Below are 20,987 nucleotides of genomic sequence, written 5' to 3'. Positions count from 1 at the left end.
ATTTTTAAAAAATAAAATTTATGTTATAATTAAGGCATTTACCATTTTAACAACCAAAAGACCATGACCAACATTCTTTTAAGTCGCCTACTGCCCGTCACCCTATTCTCTGCTGTTGTCACACATGCCACAGCCAACACCATCTATGTCTACGAAGATGACGATAACGGACAAAAATTTTTGACCAATGTCCAACAAAACGCCAATGGCACCAAAAAATTCACCCAAATCAGTGTTACCTATTACCCTGACACCAAATTACACTCCAATGGCAACATCCCTAGCACCTACAACCCAACGACCGCCGCCACACCCAGTCGCAGTGCCAACCGTAACGCCTACGACCACTTAATCCGTGCCGCCGCTGCTCGTCATGGCGTAGACCCTGCCCTTGTCAAAGCCATCATTCACACCGAGTCCGCTTTTAACCCGAACGCTCGCTCACCTGTGGGGGCAATGGGACTTATGCAGCTCATGCCTGGTACTGCCCGAGACATGGGCGTAAGTAACGCTTGGGACCCCGTCCAAAATATCGAAGGTGGGGTAAAATATCTTGCATGGCTACAACGCCAATTTCGCAACCGTGACCACGTCGTCGCCGCCTACAATGCGGGATTGGGCAATGTCCGCAAACATGGTGGCATTCCCCCATTTCGGGAAACCCAAAATTACGTCCGCTCGGTGAACAGCCGTTATGCCAGTCTCTATCGCCATGATACGGGTATTATCGGGGGTGGCACGCACTTGGCAATGAACCAAAACTTTACCACGCCCGCCCCGACTACCTTGCAAGTACCCAGCTCGTCAGGGGTTCAAAATGTCAGCATTACTTACACCACCCCAAATAATAACTACGCCACTCCTCAAAACCCCAGTGTTGGTAGTGGCTCAGGGCGTATTTATATCCATAAATAATGTGCTTGTAACTGGTTGATTTTAAAAAATATCTAATTTTTTGTAAAAATAATCAATCAGTTACACAACTACCATTTAAATTTTTAACGTCATGCCCCATAATAGCAGTAATGCCAATGGGGGCATTTTTATTTTGCAACTTTTATTTTAAGGAAAATTTACCGTGTTACGCATTGGTTTATTTTTACTCACCAACGTCGCCGTCATGGTCGTGGCAGGTATCGCCTTTTTTATCCTAAGTAGAGTCTTTGGATTGGGCGGTGTGCATGGACTGGGCGGACTTCAATATGCTTCGCTTGCTGTCTTATGCCTGTGCTATGGCATGATTGGCTCAATGATTTCTTTATTTTTGTCAAAATGGATGGCAAAAAAATCCACAGGTACGGTCATCATTGAACGTCCCAGTAACGCCACCGAGCAGTGGCTTGTGGATACCGTCGCCAAACAAGCCAAAGCTGTCGGTATTGGCATGCCCGAAGTGGGTATTTTTGACAATGCCCAACCCAACGCCTTTGCCACAGGTTGGAACAAAAACTCTGCCCTAGTCGCTGTTTCATCAGGACTACTACACACCATGACCGCCGATGAAGTCGAAGCGGTATTGGCTCACGAAATCGGACACGTTGCCAATGGCGACATGGTAACGCTTGCCTTAATTCAAGGTGTGGTGAACGCCTTTGTCATGTTCTTTGCCCGTATCATCGGCTCATTTGTTGACCAAGTGGTCTTTAAAAACGAAAGCGACTCCCCTGGTATCGGCTACTTTGTAACCAGTATGGTTATGGACATCTTGCTTGGCTTTTTGGCAAGTGCCATCGTCATGTGGTTCTCTCGCTTGCGTGAATACCGTGCCGACGAGATGGGGGCAAAACTTGCCAGCCGTGACAAGATGATTAGTGCCCTAAACGCCCTACGTCCTGCCGAAGCTCGCCCCGATCAAATGCCAGAGAGCATGAAAGCCTTTGCCATTTCTAGCGGTCAATCCCAAGGATTTAGCATTGCCAATCTGTTCCGCACACACCCGACATTGGATGAGCGTATCTCGGCACTGCAAAAACTACCTGCCAATTAATATTGTCACAAACACCACCTAGACCGTCAAAGTATTGACGGTCTTTTTAAAGCTAAACCACTATAAACAACGCCATCATCTTTCATAATAACCCAGCCCTGACAAATGGCTAACTGCATTAAAATTTTATCATCCTCGTTAGGAAAAACTGATTTAGCAATATCTAAATATTCTGTGTCATCAACCTGTTCACCTATTTTTTGACCCAATGTAACGAACCTCGCCAATTTATCTTTTAGTCTCATGACGCCATCTTTAACCAAAAGCGTATTTCCCATTCTGATGAAATTGTCATTCACTCTATTAATATTAATTCTCGCCCAATTCTCAATCACTTCATCATCAAAAATAATCTGATGATTTCTTTTTTCGATAACACAATAAGATTGGATTGTATTGATGATATTTTGCATGCTAAAAACATGTTCAATCATCAACTCTTCTTTTAACCATTCTGAAAATTCATTTATGGTTGCTGGCTTTTTCTTTAACAAAAACAATAAATCACAGATGATTTTCAATCTTTTCAAGGACATATCACCCAAAATATATTCCACTTTGGGTGGCAGAGCCAACTCTTTTTTGCGTAATTTTAACGTCATTTTATCTGGCTGATAATCACCAGTATCAAGAGCCGACCAATTTTTGATGTGACCTTGATTGTAGCCTATCTTGGTATGATTCACATGGACAATTTTATATTCTTGTAGCAACTCAAATATTCTGTCTACACTCTCATCTGTCAATTTTAATTTTTGATAAATGTCTTTTTTTAATGTTTTTATTTTAGCAGGGCGATTGTTATTCTCCTTAGTCCAAATATCACATAAATGCTTAATGTCATGTAGATAGATATTCTTTTTAAATTCAGTCAATTTTGGCATAAGTCCATTGTCAATATTTTTATGCATAATATATTGCTCTTTGGTGACTTGCTTAACCTTAAATGACTTTTTTTGAAGCAGTCTAGCAATATGTTCAAAATCTCTGTCACTAGACAAAATATAGAATTTTGTTTTATTAGGCTTAAATTGACCACTTAACACCCTTGCATAAAATGCCAAGCCAAAATCAGCACCATTGCTCTTTTTATTCTCTGTCATTGTAATTAAAAACAGCTTATAATTTAGCAACTTACTCAATAACTCAATATCTTGCAATGCAAAAATAGCAGGGGTTTTTGCAAAACTCACATAAACCCTATCATATTTTTGGCAAAAAGCAAAAATCTCATCCGCTTTTACAGTCACATTTTCAATATCCAATAACAAAATTTTTTTCATAAGACCCAATCATTAAAGCAACCACGGCACAATCACAGGGGCTAAAAATGCCGTTAAAATACCATTTAAAATCAGCCCCACTGTCGCATACGCCACAAACCTTGACCCCATCTGCATGACACGCACCGTACCAAGGGCGTGCGACGCTGTCCCCATGGATAACCCCCACGCCATAGGATGAGTGGATTTGACAAATAACAGCACGCCTATGCCCATCATCTGTCCCACCACACCTGCGATGAGTACGGTACTGGCGGTAATGCCCATCACCCCATCTAATTTATCGGTGACCTCGATGGCAATCGGCATGGTGACAGATTTGGGGGCGATGGCGATGGCACTTTGCTCACTGCCCCCCATCAGACGCACAAGCCACACCCCTGAGATAATACCCGTGAGCGAGCCTAGCAGTTGTGAGATGATAATAGGAAACCACTGCGAGCGGATTTTTTGCCACTGAACATAAAGCGGAATGGCAAGTGCCACAACCGCAGGCTGTAACCAAAAGGTCAGCTGACGACTCGCCTGCTCAAAGCTCGCCCACTCTATATTTAGCACTTTTAGTAAGATGATAACCACGATGGTTGTGATGAGTGTGGAGTTGATGAGCTGATTTTTAAAACGGGCTTTGATGTGCATACAGCCATGAAAGACAGCGATGAGCATAAATAGCAGAAAAAAGGGACTGTTTAACAGCTCTGACAGGTCGGTATTCATGAGCTACCCCCTTGATTTGTTCGTCCTTGATGTCTGGCTTTTTGGGCGTGCCGTAGCCACTCGTAGGATTTGCCCGTCACAATCAGTACCATCAATGTACTGATGGCAGTCGCCCCGATAAGCACCCCCAAATCCACCCGAATGATGTCCAGATACTGCGTGATGGAGATACAGGCAGGCACAACCATTAACACCAAATAGTCCAGTAAGGTCTTGGCAAGGCTCTGCACCGTCTCTAACTTAATCACGCCTGCCTGCAACGCCCCAAATAGAATAATCAGCCCAATCACGCTCGGGGGCAAGGACAATCCTGTTAGGGCGATAAAAATCTCACCCAAAAACACACACCCAAAAATAATCAAAAATGCTTTTAAAATCATGACGGTTTGTCCGACCCAAAGATACCCAAAGATGACGTATTGTACAAAACTTTATGGCATTTTGCACCGCTTAATTGTGCTTGTTATTTTATTTTGTTAAATTTGATAACAAGGCTTGATTTAATGAAAATAGGTATCGTTACACCCAACCAACTTGATATTTACCACGGGTTTGTAGGGGTGTGCTGAGCACACCCTTTGATGATATTCAGCACGCCCCTACGTCCACACATCATTGTATTTGTAGTAATTTTAAAGTTTCTTGGGTGTAACAACTTATTTTTTTAACCACCTTGTCGTAGACGTTTGAGTACAATTGGCAAGACTAAATCTAAATCAAGACAATAAAAAAGGGCAATCATGCCCTTTTTGGTTTTTTATTTTGTCTTTATCATCATTGCAATTTGCTTTGGCTGTTTTCTGCAATGCTCATTTGCACGCCCTGACCTAAACCTTTGCCGATTTGCACGCCAAGACGGTCAAAGACCTTACGCATAGGGTCTACATAGGTGTAATTTACCGAATGCTCAACGCCCAGCTCTTTTTCTAGCTTGCTAATACCGCCTGCTTTGTCGGCAAGTCCCAGTTTAAGCGACTCTTTGCCCGTCCAAAACAGACCGCTAAACACGTTGTTTTGTTCGGCATTTTTGAGCTTATCGCCACGCCCTTCTTTGACTGCATCGATGAAGTTTTGGTGCGTGGTGTCAAGCAGTTGTTGGACGTGTATCCGCTCGTCTTCGGTCATGGGGCGAGACATGGATAGGATGTCTTTGTACTGCCCCGATGTCATGGTGCGGTCTTGGACACCAATTTTTTTCATCAGCTCTTCGGTGTTGTAGCTTGACATGATGACCCCGATAGAGCCGACCAGACTTGATGGATTCACCCAAATCTCATCGGCAGAGCTGGCGATATAATACGCCCCACTCGCCCCGATGTCGCCGATGACGGCATAGAGTTTTTTGTCAGGGTTTTCTTTACGTAGCTCCATGGCGGTCTGCCAAATCTCGTCCGACTGCACGGGCGAGCCCCCAGGAGAGTTGATGGCAAGAGCGACAGCTTTAGCATTGGGATTTTCAAAGGCTTCGGTCAGTGCTGAGCTGATGTCATAAGCATTAGCATCGCTGTCACTGGCAATCACGCCATTGACTTCCACCACCGCCAAATGGGGCGAGTTCGCTTCTAGTGGCATCGTGCTACTGGCAGTGCTACACCCACGCCCCATGACGGCGATGATAAAAACGATATAGCCGAACGTGAGCAATTTAAAGAATATCCCCCAACGGCGAGCTTTTCTTTGCTCATCAAGACTTGCCATGAGTGTTTTTTCTAGCAGTCGCCACTCTTGACCGCTGTATTGGTTGGGCGGTGTTTGTGGTGCTGGGTTTGAGCGTTCGTTTAAGTTGTCTTTATTGGGATTTGGTGGCCATGCCATGATGTATTTTCCTGACTTAACTTGGGCGTGTTGAACCTTTATAACACTATTTACAATATAGACATATTTTAGAAAAACTAATCGTTTTTGCATGAAAAATGGCTAAATCTTGTTTTTCATCGTCAAAAACTTGCCTGATAGAATGACTATCAGCCTACGTTTTTTCCTTGAAAAACGGGCGATTTTTCTCATTTTTCATTGCAAATACAAAAGTTCAACACACCCTTTTAAAAATCCAAGTTAAAACCGTGCGGTCGGTTTTAGATGATTTTAAATTTTACAAGGGTTATTTTAACACAAATATTGCCAAATGCTCGCCTTAAATTTTATCAATTTGTTAAGGGCGCGTCTACTGACCACCAAGCTCTATCATCATCAGCTCAGCTCGCTCACGGTTGTCCGCTGTATCTTTGTCAGTAAAAACAAACCGTGATGGCAAAGTTTGTGCCAACACCGTCCCACTTACAGCATGGCGACTGTGTCCGAACCACACATCGGCATGCACCTGTTCATCATGGCACATACTCTCATACATGTGCCACGCATACTCATGAATTGCCCCGTTAATGACAAGCCGTGAGCCTGCCCGCTCGCTTTTTTGGTCATCACGACCATCATCGCCATAATCATGATGGATACCACCCATGATGGCAGGCATCAGCTCGCTCTCAACAATGATGGTACAGCCCCACACCCGCTCATCATCTATCATCTGCCAGCCTGTCATTGCCGATATGCTAAGCCCCTGCCCCGACCATGATCGCCCTACCCCACACGTCTGCATGGGCAAGCCCTGCACGGTGTTTGTAGGTTGCCCCGCCTGCCAATAGCGATGGATAAACACATCCTGTGCCAGCGTTGCCACCACATCACTCATGCGATGGCTTGGGGTCTGCACGATAACCCCTGTCAGATGGCGAACACTGTGCTGACGCAGTTTGTCGTGCAGAACACTCGCCACTTTATCATGTCCTACCGCCTTATCATCTTGCAAATCCGACAACACAAGCCACACCGCATCATCGCCATTATCCGCCCCTTGCTGACGGATGAGTACTTGGCTGACCTTATCATCACCATCTAACACCATCACGCTAAATGGCATTTGTCTATCTGCAAATAACACCATCATCGCCACCGCCACGAGTGGCACCAATGCAAACTTCCGCCCAATCACAGGGACGACCCACACCGCCACCCCAAGGGCAAACAGTGCCATACCCATTACGCTTGTGGTCTGATACAGCCATACATCACTTAGGCTCTGTAACCACGTCAGGAGCTGATGAAGCCATGCTAATATCAGCGATGAGACACCCCAAAGCACATCAGCAAGGCTCGGCAACACCACAAAAATCACCCCTGCCACCAAATTTATCGGCACGATGACCGCCCCAAACAGTCCCACCGCAAACAGATTGACAAATAGCCCCCACAGCGAGACTTTGCCAAAAAACAACAGCGACACAGGAAGCATGGCAACAAAGAGATAGCTTTGTAACTTTAAAAAACCAACCAGACGGTCTTTTATGGACATGATTGGCATATCAAGCTCCCGCTCACCATAACTCATGAGCAGTGCCACCGCCACAAAGGACAGCCAAAACCCCGCTTGCCACGCCATGACAGGGTCAAGCCATATCATGCCCAGCCCTACCCACATCAGCACCGCCAACGACGACAAAGGCAATGCCAAATAGCCTGCCACTGCCACCGCCAACAGCATGTACACCGTCCGCACCGCAGGCACACCAAAGCCTGTAAACAACGCATAAATCATGCTCGCCCCCACCATGACAAACAGTCGCAAGCGATGGCGGGGCAGTCGCTGATAATATGGCAAAAACCTATCGGTCAAATAACACACCCCAAAGCTCAACATCGTCGCCAACAGCACCACATGCATGCCCGAGATGGCAAGCAGATGACTGATACCGCCAAACTGGTATAAATCTTTGGTCGCACGACTGATTAATGCCCTATCGCCCGTCAGCAGGGCAAGCGTGACCGCTCGGGCTTGCTGTTTATCATCACTAAGAGCATGCCAATCTTTATAAAAATGCGTGCGTAACGCATGGCGAAATCGCTCTAAATGCCCCACCAAGCCGACCTGTGGCAGGGGTGTCGGCTCATCACGCACCGCCAATACTCGGGCATTGGCATGGATGTGGCGTGTACGAAGCCACCGCTGACTGTCAAAGCCTGACGCACTGGGGTCGGCAGTGATGGGTGTAATACGTAGGGTCATGTAAGCGGTCGTGGCAGGATGTAGTTTGGCGAGCTGATGGCGATTTGAGCCGTCCTTATTATCCTTGACATCTACCACTTGGAGTAGCACCGTCATCTGACTGGGCAAGGGCGGATGGGATTCGGGTGTGTCTGCGGTAACAGCAAATGGGTTACGGGTCTCTGTCCTTGTGTGCTCGCCCTCATCTTTGCTATCTTTATTATTCTTACCAACATCATTAAAGCCATCCAACAAGCGGTCACCGCCAAATGTCAAATCAGACAGCACTGCTTTTTGGCGATAATAGTTCCCTGTGTCATACACGCTGTCACTAATCTCATGCACCGTCACTTTGGCGGTGATGGTATAGCCATGCTCAGGGATGGCATGAGCAGTATTTGTAAACGCCTGTTCGGTACTGATGGTGCGAAGCATGAATAATAGCACCACAAAGCCGACCAGTAGCACTTGCATGGCAGCCTGCCCCACTCGGGCAAAAGCGGATTTAGGATGAAATTGATTAAATTTAAAACATAAAAAAGCACACCCCAACAAGAGCATGCTCATCATCATAAAACCCATCCCATGAGTCGTATCCATGCCAAACAGCTGACTGCTCACGGCTGTCATGTCATGGCTGGGCAAGATATCCAGCGTGGCGAGCACCATCAACGCCACACCAATAAACACAAGCCAAATCAACATCGTACCCACATCTTGGGCTTAACCCATGCCATGTTGTAACATCAGCTCAATCATCGCCAAATCATCAGAATAAGTCAGCTTCATGTTTATGCGTGAACCCTGCACCAAAGCCACCGACTGACCGAACTGCTCAAACCCACTGGCTTCGTCGGTAATCATCAGCCCATCAGCGATGACCTTATCAAGCATGGCTTGTAAGGCGTACAGTCTAAATACTTGGGGAGTCTGGGCCTGCCAAAGCTGACGACGGTCTATGGTGCGATGTATCCGACCATTGATATATTGGCAACCTGTCAAGGCAGAGCTGTTGGTATCATGAGCAAGTTTTAAGGTATCAACCACAGGCGTGGCAAGTATCGCTCCTACTGGGTTATACTTACCATCCGTCTGTTCAAGCCGTTCAAGCTCACGCACCGCACCAATCAGACGCATCAAATCATCAGCAGGCAAGCACGGTCTGGCACCATCATGGATAAGCACCCACACATCACCAACCGCTCGCCGAGCAATGTCATCCACGCCTGCCTTGACCGACAAAAAACGCTCTGCCCCACCTTCGGTCAGATAAACAGGACGGTCAAACTCAAAATCCAAAGACGACACCAGCGTATCATCTTTGGCAACCACGAGTGTCAAATCGGTGACGGCAGGGACATTTAAACACGCCACGCCATGCTCTAACACCGTTCGCCCTGCCACCATCAAATACTGCTTTGGCACATCCGCCCCAAAACGACTGCCACGCCCTGCCGAGACGATGAGTGCGTGAATCGGTAGGTTGGGACTTGTCTGTTTCATCACTCGCCCGTATCACCGCTAACGCCCGTAAAGGCATTCTCGCCCATGTCATCATCAATAAGTCCATCAACAGGCTCGGTCGCACTCACCCCATCCACGCCATAGGGAATCTCTCTATCACTCACCATGGGGGCAACGGACAACTCTACAAATGTCTCGCCTGACTTAATCAAACCCAAATCAAGGCGAGCATGCTCTTCAATGGCACCCAGCCCTGATTTTAAATCACGGACATCCATTCGTAACGTGTCATTGACCGCTTGCTGGGTGGCATTGATTTTTTGTTGTTTGGCAAGTTCATTATTTAACTCATCAAACGCATGATGACCGAACTCGCCATACCAGTATTGATACTGTAGACCTGCCAACACCACCGCCCCAAAAACAATGAGTAGCAGATAGCCCAAAAAAGCAGGCGAAAAGCTAACGCCTACTTTTTGGTTGTGTGTTTGATGGTCTGATGACAAAGCATCATCAGTTTTTTGGGTTGCCATGTCAGCCACGCAGTCCAATGAATTCAGCACGCCCACGATAGCTTGCCGTTACCATCTGCTCAATGCGTAGCAGTTGGTTGTATTTGGCGACACGGTCAGAGCGACATAGCGAGCCTGTCTTGATCTGACCAGCCGCTGTACCTACTGCTAGGTCAGCAATGGTACTATCTTCGGTCTCACCCGAACGATGACTGATGACGGTCGCATAGCCGTTTTCTTTGGCAAGATAAATGGCGTCTAGCGTCTCGGACAATGTGCCGATTTGGTTAAATTTAATCAAAATGGCGTTGGCGATGTTTTTATCAATGCCTTCACGCAGGATTTTTGGATTGGTTACAAATAGGTCATCGCCCACCAGTTGCACTTTATCGCCAAGCTGACGGGTCAAATACGCCCAGCCGTCCCAGTCGCTCTCATCCAAACCGTCTTCAATGGAGATAATCGGATATTGACGCACAAGCCCTGCCAGATAATTCGAAAAGCCTTGGCTGTCGTAAGATTTGCCCTCACCTTCTAGCACATATTGACCGTTTTTATAAAACTCACTAGACGCACAGTCAAGAGCCAAATAAATATCCTGCCCTGCTTTGTAGCCCGCTTGTTCAATGGCTTTCATGATGACGGTAATCGCCTCTTCGTTAGAACGCAGGTTCGGGGCAAAACCACCTTCATCGCCCACGGCAGTATTTAACCCTTGGGCTTTTAGCACGGATTTTAGGCTATGGAAAATCTCTGTCCCTGCACGAAGCCCCTCTGAAAAAGACGTAAAGCCCACAGGCTCAATCATAAATTCTTGAATGTCCACGGTATTATCGGCGTGAGCCCCACCGTTTAGAATGTTCATCATCGGCACAGGCATGGTTAAGCTGGTTTGCCCACGCAAGTTGGCGATGTACTGATGAAGTGGCAAATTTTTGGCAATTGCCCCTGCTTTGGCAATGGCAAGCGATACCGCAAGCGTGGCATTTGCTCCTAGATTGGCTTTGTTTTCGGTGCCGTCAAGGTCAATCAAAATCTTATCAAGCTCACTTTGGGCGGTTACGTCCTTGTCAAGCAAAGCTGAGCGGATTTGGCTGTTCACATTTGCCACCGCTTTTTTGACACCCTTACCCAAATAGCGAGATTTGTCGCCATCTCTGAGCTCCAACGCCTCACGAGAACCTGTGGACGCACCAGACGGAGCGGCGGCACGACCACACACACCATTCGCCAAAATCACGTCTGCCTCAATGGTTGGGTTACCACGAGAATCCAAAATCTCACGAGCCACGATGTCTTTGATTTCAATGGCATTATCAGTGGTTTCAGCGTACATAACAAAATCCTTTAATGGTTGGGTAAAAGTTTAGCTAGATTATAACACAAATTTTGGCTGGCATAAACTGTTATTTAAACTCGTCCGCCCGCCCCGATACCGAAAATTCACAGCCATTATTTTCCACAAAAATCAGCTGATTTGATGTGCGAATATGATACCTTTCATAACGCACACCCTGCCGATAACCATTTTGCCCTGTTTGTAAACTTGGCGAACCCATCGCCTCTGTTGCCATTAACTTTTCGCCAAAGGCTGTTTGTAAGTCATCAACACTTGGGTAATGCTCTTTTTTAAAAGTAATATTCACATTTTTAGAGACGGTACTTAAATCATCATTGCCAAGCCCACCAAAAGACACATCGCAAGAAATAGATTCAATGACTTGATGTGTCTTGATTGGAAAATTGTAGATAATACTATTACGATTCGCCACAGGTTTATGCTCTGCCCTATAAATCTCATCTTTAAGCGTTACAATGTTCAGCCGTTTTGGTTAAATTAAAAATCTCTCCACTTTCTGCCAATGATACAATTTGTTTAATCGTATCAATATTATTATTGGCATAAGTATGGCTCGCCAATATTGCCATTAAAGGAAATAAGAGAAATTTTTTCATTTTAAAAAAACCTTTTTAAAATGAAAAAATTTGACGTAAGGTGCGTAATACACATCATTTAGATTTGGGATTTTAAATGGTGTGTATTACGCACCTTACAGATTACGCTTATCCTCAAAACCCTTCAATAATTGCATTTTGATAGTTTTTAAAAAATAAAAATATCATGAAAATATAACAAATCCATACAATAATTCCAACTATAAAAGCTGATACAATTTTTAAAGTCGGTTTTTCTTTAATTATACGATAAATATCTAACAATCCACGACAATCTTTGGGTGTTAAAATATGGTATAATAGCAAAACAATTATCCAAATGAACGAAAAAACACCATAGAATAACATTTTAATCCCCAAAGATTATCTTTGCAACTTTTATTTAATGCGTATCAAGCACTTCAAACCCTTTTACCAAATCATCAATTTCTTTTAATTGACGTAAAAACGGTTCTAATTGCGACAGTCGCAACGCACAAGGACCGTCGCACTTGGCTTTATCAGGGTCAGGGTGAGCTTCTAAGAACAGCCCTGCCAGTCCTGTTGCCATACCTGCTCTTGCCAAGGTGGTGATTTGATGACGGCGACCGCCTGCACTGTCTGCTCTCGCCCCTGGCTCTTGCAGGGCGTGCGTTACATCAAAAAACACCGGCACGTTCATCGCCTTCATCGTGTCAAAGCCGAGCATATCTACCACAAGGTTGTTATACCCAAAAGACGTGCCACGCTCACACAAGATGATGTTGTCATTGCCTGCTTCTAGGCATTTGTTAATGATGTGTCGCATCTCATGCGGAGTAAGGAATTGGGCTTTTTTGATGTTAATCACCGCCCCCGTGCGAGCAATGGCACTCACAAGGTCAGTTTGACGAGAGAGAAACGCAGGGATTTGTAGCACGTCCGCCACCTTTGCCACAGGGGAGGCTTGGTAGGGTTCGTGTACGTCTGTGATGATTGGCACGCCGTATTTTTCTTTAATGTCGTTTAGCCACGTTAGCCCCGTATCTAGGCTAGGCCCTCGAAATGAATGTAGGCTTGACCGATTGGCTTTATCAAAACTTGCCTTAAATACATAGCCAATATCTAGCTTTTTGCAAATCTCAATATAGCTCTCAGCAATCTCAAATGCCAATTCTCGGCTTTCTAATACATTCATACCACCGAATAACACAAATGGCAACTCATTGGCAATCTTTATATCGCCTGATTGTGATGATAATTCAATGGTAGATTTGGCGGTTAATGTCATGGGTTTTCCTTATAAAATGGATTGATAATGGTAAGTTTGTTTTCAATGATATGATTGTGGTGCATATCTTCGGAATATAAAATGGGTGTGTTTGCGTATAGAGCAGTTGCAATAAGCAAACTGTCCCAATAAGAATATTGATAACGCTTTTTGATGTGCAAAGCATCAACCACAAAATCGCTATTTAAGTCAATAATGGTAAAATACTTTTTAAAAAATCGTATTGATGATAATAATTCATCATCTGTCATGAGTTTTTTACGAAAAACCACATTACAAAATTCATTTAATACTTGGGTGCTAATCACGGCATTAGGATTGCGTGATAATTTTTCTGCAATGGGCTGTTTGTCATCATCACCAATAGAATATAATAAAATATTACTATCCATAAAATAGTGATTATGGGCGGTCATATAATTCATCTCTATTAAACTCATAATCGGCTGGCAATTTGCCTTTCATTTTGGCAAAAAATTCATCAAATGCCAATTGCCTTTCATCAGCTTGTGGCTTATTTGGTGTTAAACTAACTGCCACATTGTCATGCTTTAATATCACCTGCTCGCCTTGTACTGCCTTTTGTAGAATTTGCACCATGTCATATTTGGCGATGTCTGTAACCATAATTTCAATCATCTTATCCCCTTTTATCTTCCCAATGAATAAACAGGGCGAAAACCGCCCCTTTTATTTTATTGTAATGCTTTATTTGCCATTTTGCAATGCAACTGCCGAATGGATAAAGGCATTAAAGAGTGGGTGTCCGCCACGGGGCGAGCTTGTAAACTCTGGATGATATTGCACCGCCACAAAGAACGGGTGATTGTCAAGCTCCACTGTCTCTACAAGATTTTGTTTGGCAGAGTAGCCCGAGATTTTTAGCCCTTGTGCTTCAAGCGGTTCAATGTAGCGGTTGTTCATCTCATAGCGATGACGATGACGCTCAAAAATGGTGCCTGCCCCATAAATCTTGGCAAGGCGAGAGTCCGCCACCAGATGAGCTTCTTGTTTGCCCAGTCGCATCGTACCACCCAAATCGCTGTCATCTGAGCGAATTTGTAACTCGCCTTTTTCATCAAACCATTCGGTAATCAGACCAATAATCGGATTGGCGGTTTTGCGGTCAAACTCGGTAGAGTTGGCTTCAAGCCCAAGCACATTGCGAGCAAATTCAATGACGGCTAACTGCATACCCAAGCAAATGCCTAAAAATGGCACGTCATTTTCACGAGCATAGCGGATTGCTTTCATCTTGCCTTGGGTGCCACGCTCGCCAAATCCCCCCGGTACTAAGATAGCATGGCAGGCTTTTAGCTCGTCCATAAGGGCATCTTGGGTTTCTAGTTTTTCAGCATCAATGTAGTGGATTTTTACACGGATTTTGTTGTGAATGCCTGCGTGCAATAGGGCTTCATTGACCGATTTATAAGCATCGGGCAACTCTACATATTTACCAACCATTGCCACGACAATCTCGCCTTGGGCGTTAAACAGTCCGTCAATGACTTTATCCCAATCGGACAAATCGGCTTCGGGCTGATTAAAGCCAAAACGCTCACACACCAAATCGTCCAAATTTTGCTCATAAAAAGTGCGTGGAATCTCATAAATACTGCGAGCATCCTTGCACACCGCCACCGCACGCTCGGAGACGTTGGTGAACATCGCAATCTTACGCTTGGTGTCATCGTCCACGTCATGCTCGGTACGGCACACCAAAATATCAGGCTGAATACCAATGGACAGTAGCTCTTTGACAGAATGCTGAGTGGGCTTGGTTTTAAGTTCGCTGGCGGAAGAGATATAAGGCAGTAGAGTCAAGTGCATGAGCATGGTATTTTCACGCCCAAGTTTTACCATAAGTTGTCGCACCGCTTCCATAAAGGGCAAGCTCTCAATATCACCCACCGTGCCACCAATCTCAATCATGGCAACGTCATAACCCTCGCCTGACGCTAGAATACGGCTTTGAATCTCGTCTGTGATGTGCGGAACGACTTGCACGGTTTTGCCAAGATAGTCGCCACGGCGTTCTTTGGCAAGCACCGTTTGATAAATACGCCCCGATGTGAAGTTATTTGCACGAGACATTTTAGAATGTCTTAAAAAACGCTCATAATAGCCCAAATCAAGGTCAGTCTCTGCCCCGTCTTCGGTAACGAACACTTCACCATGCTCAAACGGACTCATCGTACCAGGGTCCACATTGATATAAGGGTCCATTTTGGTCATGGTAACTTTAAGACCACGGGCTTCTAACACGCTTGCCAAAGAGGCAGCCGCAATACCCTTACCGAGTGAGGAAACCACGCCACCTGTTACAAAAATAAATTTAGTCATGTCAATCATCGTTTATTGGTAAAAGCGAATTTTACTAAAAATTGACAAAAAAATATAGGGGGCAAAGGCAAAATCCCAAAATTTTTGTGAAAAATACCCAAAACAAAAAAAAGACTTGATAGGTTCAAGTCTTTTTAGAGCATTACTTAAAACTGGCAAACAAATCATATTCGCTGGCTTCATCAATGGTAACGGTTAAAAATTCGCCAACTTTTACCGTCTCATCAATATTATCCACATAGACATGACCGTCAATCTCGGGGGCATCGGCATAGCTACGGCAAATGGCGATATTTTCTTCTGTATCAATTTCATCGACCAAGACCACCAACGTTTGCCCGACTTTTTCTTGCAATTTTTCTTCGCTGATTTGTTGGGCGACCGCCATAAACCGCTCGTAACGCTCTTGCTTAACAGACTCTGGCACAGGGTTTGGCAAATCATTCGCCACCGCCCCGTCAATCTCTGAATAAGTAAAACAGCCCACACGGTCGAGGCGTGCTTGTTTTAACCAGTCAAGCAAGTACTCAAAATCTTCTTCGGTCTCCCCTGGAAAACCCACCACAAAGGTAGAACGAATGACAATCTCGGGGCAAATCTCCCGCCATTTGGCAAGCCGATCCAAGGTATTTTCGCTCATGGCAGGGCGTTTCATCGCCTTTAATACACTGGGGCTTGCGTGCTGAAAGGGAATGTCAAGATATGGCAAAAGCCCACCCTTACCACCACTGGCTTTCATGCTGTCCGCCATGATTTGTACCACATTATCCACGTGCGGATAAGGGTACACATAATGCAAACGCACCCAAATGCCAAGCCTTGCTAAGGCTTGGCACATATCAAAAAACTTGGTCTTTATCGGTTCGCCTTGCCAAAACGCCATTTTATATTTTAAATCCACGCCATAAGCGGACGTGTCTTGGCTGATGATAAGTAGCTCTTTGACCCCTGCTTTTTTTAGGGCAACAGCTTCATTCATCACGCTGTCAATGGTGCGAGACACCAAGTCGCCACGCAAGGACGGAATAATACAAAAAGTACAGCGATGATTACAGCCTTCACTGATTTTGACATACGCATAATGGGCAGGGGTCAGCTTCACGCCTGCGTCATTGATAAGGTCTATTTTGGGGTCATAAGTCTTGGATTTGGCAGGTTTTGGCACATGGTGCGTTACCGCTTTGACCACTTCATCATAGGCATGAGCCCCCGTTACTGCCAGTACGGCAGGGTGCATGGTGCGAATGCGTTCGGCATCTTTACCCAAACAGCCTGTTACGATGACTTTGCCGTTTTTGGTAATCGCCTCGCCAATGGCATCAAGGCTTTCTTGGACGGCAGATTCGATAAATCCGCAGGTGTTTACCACCACCAAATCCGCCCCGTCATAATCTTTAGCGACTTGGTAGCCCTCACGAGTCAGCTCGGTAATAATCCGCTCACTGTCCACCAGTGCCTTGGGGCAACCTAAGGAGACAAACCCCACTTTGGGCGTTTTGACAATCTCACTGGATAAACCGCCACTAGGCTTAGCAATCTGCATCAGACTTGCCGACTCTTCTAGGGTGCGGTTTTGATTGTGGTTGGCTTTATGATGATAGCCAACTTCGCTAGGATTGGGATTTTGATTTTTAGGATTAAAGGTTTGAACAGTCATGGTATTTTGGCTAAGGATAAACTTGGCTGATTGGGGTTGGGTTTAGGTAGGGATGAATTTTGGGCAAATGATTTTACCTTTATCATATACACCTAATGGACTTAATATTTACCACAGGGTTTGTAGGGGCGTGTTGAACACGCCCTTGATGATGTGATGTTCATTGGACGTGCAAAGCCAGTCCCTACACCCACACATCATAAATTTGTGGCAATTTTAAAATTCTTTATAAAATATAATATAAAATCAATCATATACAGACAAATTGCCATGTACCCTATTTTAAAATTTCAAAATTTACATAGCAAAAAACCCGCCTTAACAGCAGGTTTTTAATATGGTGGGGTCGGAGAGACTCGAACTCTCACAGGTCGCCCCGCTGGAACCTAAATCCAGTGCGTCTACCAATTTCGCCACGACCCCAGATTTCATCAACTTTCGTCTTGATGTGGCGTATTATATACGACTTTTAAAATTTGGCAAGTATTTTTTGCTAAAAATTTTAAAAAGTTTATAAGTCATTGATTTAAAATATCTTTTGAATTGATAAATTTCACCCCAACGTCCGTCATGTCCGCCATTGCCTTATCCAGCGAGCCGTTAATGTCTATCGGGGCAGTGGCGTCCGTGATGACCGTGCAATCAAACCCAAACGCTACGGCATCTATCGCTGTCCACGCCACACAAAAATCGGTCGCAATGCCCACCACATACACGCTGTCTATGCCCCGCTCATGAAGATAGCCCGCCAGCCCTGTTTTGGTCGCCCTGTCGGCTTCCATAAATGCCGAATAGCTGTCTATGTGGCGATGATAGCCTTTGCGAATGATGAGTTCGGCTTTATCAGCTTGCAAATCAGCATGAAAAAAAGCGTCCGATGTGCCTTGTACACAGTGAGCATTCCATAGAACCTGCGTACCATAGGGTAGCTCTATCGTGTCAAACGGGGCTTTGCCGTCATGATTTTGGTAAAATGAAATGTGGTCGGCAGGGTGATAATCTTGGGTCAAAATCACGGTATCAAAATGAGCAATCAAGCGGTTAATCATAGGGATAATCGTATGGCTGTTTGCCACCGCCAGATTGCCACCGACAAAACCGTTTTGTACGTCCACAACCAATAGGGTTTTCATAAATACTCCTTATTCTTTAATTTGTTTGATGGTTTGCATCACATTACATCATAAAGCAAGTCTAATTTTTAACATGAATGCTTTGATAAGAAGAAACTAAAATGCCATCATAAGAACTTGTAATAATGGACAAATTTTTTTATAATACCGCATTTACCAAAGCAAGGTCAAGCCTTGCTTTTTTTGTGAACTACAATGGAGCGGTTATGATTGAGTGGTTTAACAGTCTCATCAATTGGGGCGTAAGCCTGATTTGGGGCAATGGCGATTGGTTGATAGCGGGCAATCCTTGGTATGGTCTTATTGTGTTTTTGTTGGTGGGTGGGGGTATTTATTTTACCATAGCCACTCGCTTTGCTCAGTTTCGCTATTTTGGACATCTGTGGAAACTGCTTAGGGTGTCGGGGCAGGGCGGTCGCTCGGGCGGTATCAGCTCGTACGAAGCCTTGATGACATCGCTGGCGGCACGGGTCGGCACGGGCAACCTTGCTGGGGTTGCTATCGCCATTTATTTGGGCGGTGCTGGAGCGGTGTTTTGGATGTGGGTTACGGCAATTTTGGGTATGGCGACAAGCTTTATTGAGTCCGCTCTCGCCCAAGCCTACAAAGTCCCCCACACCGACAACGTCTTTCGTGGTGGTCCTGCGTATTATATCCAAGCAGGTCTTGGACAACGCTGGCTTGCCATTATCTTTTCGGTGTGTCTACTGATTGCCTTTGGCCTTGCCTTTAATGGCGTACAAGCCAATACCATTGCCCAAGCAAGCCTACAAGCCTTCAACATTCCGCCTTGGGCAACGGGGGTGTTTTTGGTGATTTTGGTTGCTCCTGTGGTTTTTGGTGGTATGCGTTCGGTTGCCAAAGTGGCAGGTAAGATTGTGCCGATTATGGCGATTTTGTACATTTTGCTTGCACTGTTTATTATCCTTACCAACATCACGCAGTTCCCTGCCGCCATTGCCACTATCTTTAAGTCCGCCTTTGGACTTGAACAAGCCGCAGGCGGGGTGCTTGGCTATACTGTCGCGACAGCGATGATTAACGGCATCAAGCGTGGTCTGTTCTCAAACGAAGCGGGCATGGGTTCTGCTCCCAACGCTGCCGCAACTGCCCAATCTTACCCCAATCACCCTGCTGTACAAGGCTTTATGCAAATGCTTGGGGTGTTTATAGACACCATTGTCATCTGTACGGCAACGGCCGCCATTGTGATTTTGTCGGGTGTGGTAGACCCAAACTCTGAGCAGACAGGCATTCAGCTTACCCAACTTGCCCTGTCGCAATATGTGGGGCAATTTGGTGTGGTGTTTGTGGCGGTGGCGATTTTCTTTTTTTCTTTTACGTCTATCATTGCCAATTATAGCTATGGCGAGAGCAACATTGAATTTTTGTCTGGTCAAAAAAACGCCAAGTCTGCCATGATGGGGCTACGCATCGCCCTGCTTGTCATGGTCTTTGTGGGGTCTATTGCTGACCTAAAAGCGGTTTGGAACTTTGCTGACTTGACGATGGGTATCATGGCGGTCATCAACCTTATCGCCATTGTGTGGCTATCGCCTGTGGCACTGCGTGTCCTAAAGGACTATGAGCGTCAAATCAAAGCAGGTGTTGCCCTAAAAGACATCAGTTTCGACCCCAACCTGTTCCCCAAACTAAAAAATGAAGCGGACAGAACAGCGTGGAAGGATTGATAATTTTCTAGACAAACCAAAAAACAGGGTATGGATACCACCTGCCCTGTTTTATTTTATCCGTCAAATATTACCAATAATTCTCCACCGCAATATTACCCACGCCCCTGCGGTTCATCGTTAAACCTTTGTTTTTTAAACTTTCTTTGGTGTCGTCCACCATCTGCGGATTGCCACAGAGCATGACATGGGAAGTGGCAGGATTTAAGTTTAGACCGACAAAGTTTTCAAGTTCGCCACTGTCTATCAAAGCAGGAATGCGAGCATTTAGGCAGTTTTCCACTTTTTCACGAGTGATAATCGGCACAAAATGGAGTTTAGCTGGGTTGTCGGTCAGTTCGCTAAACTGCTGATTTAATTCATGAATTTTATCAAGATAGGCAAGTTCTGCTTGCGTTCTGGCACTGTACACCAGTACAATGTCGCTGTAATTTTGCCAAGTGGTCAAATCGCCAAGCATGGATAAAAATGGAGCAAGTCCCGTGCCTGTTGCCAGTAGCCACAAATCCTTTGGGGCAGGCTCTTGGTAGCGAGCAAGGGTCAAAAAGCCAAACGGCTCGGGGTTAAGATAGAGCGTATCGCCCACCGTCAAATGCTGTAATTGACTGGTAAACGCCCCGTCAGGCACAACCACCGAGAAAAACTCCAACTGCTCATCATAGGGGCTTGACGCTACCGAATAAGCCCGAAAAATGCGTTCATCGGGGGCGTTTTGGGTGTGTTTTAATTCGCTGGGATTGACCCCGAGCCGTACAAACTGCCCTGCAAGAAAACGAAATCCATCTGGGCGGGTGGTGGTAAAGCTAAACAGCGTGGGAGTAATGGGGGTTTTGGAGAGTACGGTTAGGGGGGTGGCTTTTTGGTCGGACATGATTTTTCTCTATTTTATCGTAAATCAACCCCAATCTGCACCAATTCTACATTCTAAAAAAATTTTTGTAGGGGCGTGTTGC

Annotated in this window: 20 protein-coding genes and 1 tRNA gene; 3 read left to right on the top strand and 18 right to left on the bottom strand. The window is 45.4% G+C overall.

The annotated features are described in order from the left end of the window. Window positions 1-63: 63 nt before the first annotated feature. Window positions 64-915: a lytic transglycosylase domain-containing protein gene (locus LP107_RS05180; protein ID WP_112742419.1), complete on the top strand. Its 852-nt coding sequence runs from the start codon at window positions 64-66 to the stop codon at window positions 913-915. A 163-nt stretch (window positions 916-1,078) separates the two neighbouring features. After that, the gene (gene htpX / locus LP107_RS05175; protein WP_112742420.1) at window positions 1,079-1,987 is read left to right on the top strand and encodes a protease HtpX; all 909 of its coding nucleotides are present in this window, start codon (window positions 1,079-1,081) and stop codon (window positions 1,985-1,987) included. 26 nt (window positions 1,988-2,013) lie between these two features. On the opposite strand, the gene LP107_RS05170 is transcribed toward htpX, so the two are convergent. The 17 genes from LP107_RS05170 to LP107_RS05090 form a co-directional block, all read right to left on the bottom strand. Next, window positions 2,014-3,270: a PIN domain-containing protein gene (locus LP107_RS05170; RefSeq protein ID WP_112742421.1), complete on the bottom strand. Its 1,257-nt coding sequence runs from the start codon at window positions 3,268-3,270 to the stop codon at window positions 2,014-2,016. 12 nt (window positions 3,271-3,282) lie between these two features. After that, window positions 3,283-3,987 (bottom strand): LrgB family protein, encoded by a 705-nt coding sequence (locus LP107_RS05165; RefSeq protein ID WP_078273064.1) that lies wholly within the window; start codon window positions 3,985-3,987, stop codon window positions 3,283-3,285. Further along, window positions 3,984-4,367 carry a CidA/LrgA family protein gene (locus LP107_RS05160; protein WP_078273065.1) on the bottom strand — a complete coding sequence of 128 codons (384 nt, stop codon included), beginning with the start codon at window positions 4,365-4,367 and terminating at the stop codon, window positions 3,984-3,986. Before LP107_RS05160 ends, LP107_RS05165 begins: the two co-directional genes overlap by 4 nt. A 394-nt stretch (window positions 4,368-4,761) precedes the next feature. Then, window positions 4,762-5,802, bottom strand: coding sequence for a signal peptide peptidase SppA (gene sppA / locus LP107_RS05155; RefSeq protein ID WP_078273066.1), 1,041 nt, complete (start codon window positions 5,800-5,802; stop codon window positions 4,762-4,764). A gap of 349 nt (window positions 5,803-6,151) precedes the next feature. Continuing rightward, window positions 6,152-8,734, bottom strand: coding sequence for a ComEC/Rec2 family competence protein (locus LP107_RS05150; RefSeq protein WP_112742422.1), 2,583 nt, complete (start codon window positions 8,732-8,734; stop codon window positions 6,152-6,154). Between the two features lie 18 nt (window positions 8,735-8,752). Beyond that, window positions 8,753-9,532: a 2-C-methyl-D-erythritol 4-phosphate cytidylyltransferase gene (ispD, locus tag LP107_RS05145; RefSeq protein ID WP_112742423.1), complete on the bottom strand. Its 780-nt coding sequence runs from the start codon at window positions 9,530-9,532 to the stop codon at window positions 8,753-8,755. Next, window positions 9,532-9,939, bottom strand: coding sequence for a septum formation initiator family protein (locus LP107_RS05140; protein ID WP_407662297.1), 408 nt, complete (start codon window positions 9,937-9,939; stop codon window positions 9,532-9,534). Before LP107_RS05140 ends, ispD begins: the two co-directional genes overlap by 1 nt. Window positions 9,940-10,027: 88 nt before the next feature. Further along, window positions 10,028-11,341, bottom strand: a complete 1,314-nt coding sequence (gene eno / locus LP107_RS05135) for a phosphopyruvate hydratase (protein WP_078273070.1) — start codon at window positions 11,339-11,341, stop codon at window positions 10,028-10,030. Between the two features lie 70 nt (window positions 11,342-11,411). Further along, window positions 11,412-11,777 (bottom strand): hypothetical protein, encoded by a 366-nt coding sequence (locus LP107_RS05130; protein WP_078273071.1) that lies wholly within the window; start codon window positions 11,775-11,777, stop codon window positions 11,412-11,414. A gap of 31 nt (window positions 11,778-11,808) precedes the next feature. Continuing rightward, window positions 11,809-11,961 (bottom strand): hypothetical protein, encoded by a 153-nt coding sequence (locus tag LP107_RS05125; protein WP_158079580.1) that lies wholly within the window; start codon window positions 11,959-11,961, stop codon window positions 11,809-11,811. Between the two features lie 382 nt (window positions 11,962-12,343). Beyond that, complete coding sequence (gene kdsA / locus LP107_RS05120) at window positions 12,344-13,210, bottom strand: 3-deoxy-8-phosphooctulonate synthase (RefSeq protein WP_078273073.1); 867 nt, start codon at window positions 13,208-13,210, stop codon at window positions 12,344-12,346. Then, window positions 13,207-13,626: a PIN domain-containing protein gene (locus LP107_RS05115; RefSeq protein ID WP_158079581.1), complete on the bottom strand. Its 420-nt coding sequence runs from the start codon at window positions 13,624-13,626 to the stop codon at window positions 13,207-13,209. Before LP107_RS05115 ends, kdsA begins: the two co-directional genes overlap by 4 nt. Next, a complete protein-coding gene (locus LP107_RS05110; protein WP_029102036.1) occupies window positions 13,613-13,849 on the bottom strand; it encodes a hypothetical protein in 237 nt (78 codons plus the stop codon). The genes LP107_RS05115 and LP107_RS05110 overlap by 14 nt, the downstream gene beginning before the upstream one ends. A gap of 69 nt (window positions 13,850-13,918) precedes the next feature. After that, entirely contained in the window at window positions 13,919-15,553 is a 1,635-nt protein-coding gene (locus LP107_RS05105; RefSeq protein ID WP_078273156.1) for a CTP synthase, read from the bottom strand. Between the two features lie 142 nt (window positions 15,554-15,695). After that, the gene (rimO, locus tag LP107_RS05100; RefSeq protein ID WP_264676337.1) at window positions 15,696-17,096 is read right to left on the bottom strand and encodes a 30S ribosomal protein S12 methylthiotransferase RimO; all 1,401 of its coding nucleotides are present in this window, start codon (window positions 17,094-17,096) and stop codon (window positions 15,696-15,698) included. 452 nt (window positions 17,097-17,548) lie between these two features. Further along, window positions 17,549-17,633: transfer RNA gene (locus LP107_RS05095), tRNA-Leu, on the bottom strand. Between the two features lie 95 nt (window positions 17,634-17,728). Next, window positions 17,729-18,343, bottom strand: a complete 615-nt coding sequence (locus tag LP107_RS05090; RefSeq protein ID WP_078273076.1) for a nicotinamidase — start codon at window positions 18,341-18,343, stop codon at window positions 17,729-17,731. A 206-nt stretch (window positions 18,344-18,549) separates the two neighbouring features. Between LP107_RS05090 and LP107_RS05085 the strand changes: the two genes are divergently transcribed. After that, entirely contained in the window at window positions 18,550-20,034 is a 1,485-nt protein-coding gene (locus tag LP107_RS05085; protein WP_078273157.1) for an alanine/glycine:cation symporter family protein, read from the top strand. A gap of 70 nt (window positions 20,035-20,104) precedes the next feature. Here the strand turns inward: LP107_RS05085 and LP107_RS05080 are convergent, their stop codons facing one another. Further along, window positions 20,105-20,905, bottom strand: a complete 801-nt coding sequence (locus LP107_RS05080) for a ferredoxin--NADP reductase (protein WP_078273077.1) — start codon at window positions 20,903-20,905, stop codon at window positions 20,105-20,107. Window positions 20,906-20,987: the final 82 nt, after the last annotated feature.

The organism is Moraxella bovis, from assembly GCF_025985205.1.
In the GTDB taxonomy this organism is placed as follows: domain Bacteria; phylum Pseudomonadota; class Gammaproteobacteria; order Pseudomonadales; family Moraxellaceae; genus Moraxella; species Moraxella bovis.
The sequence above is the reverse complement of the archived record's forward strand: the minus strand, read 5'-3'. Positions and strand labels throughout refer to the sequence as shown.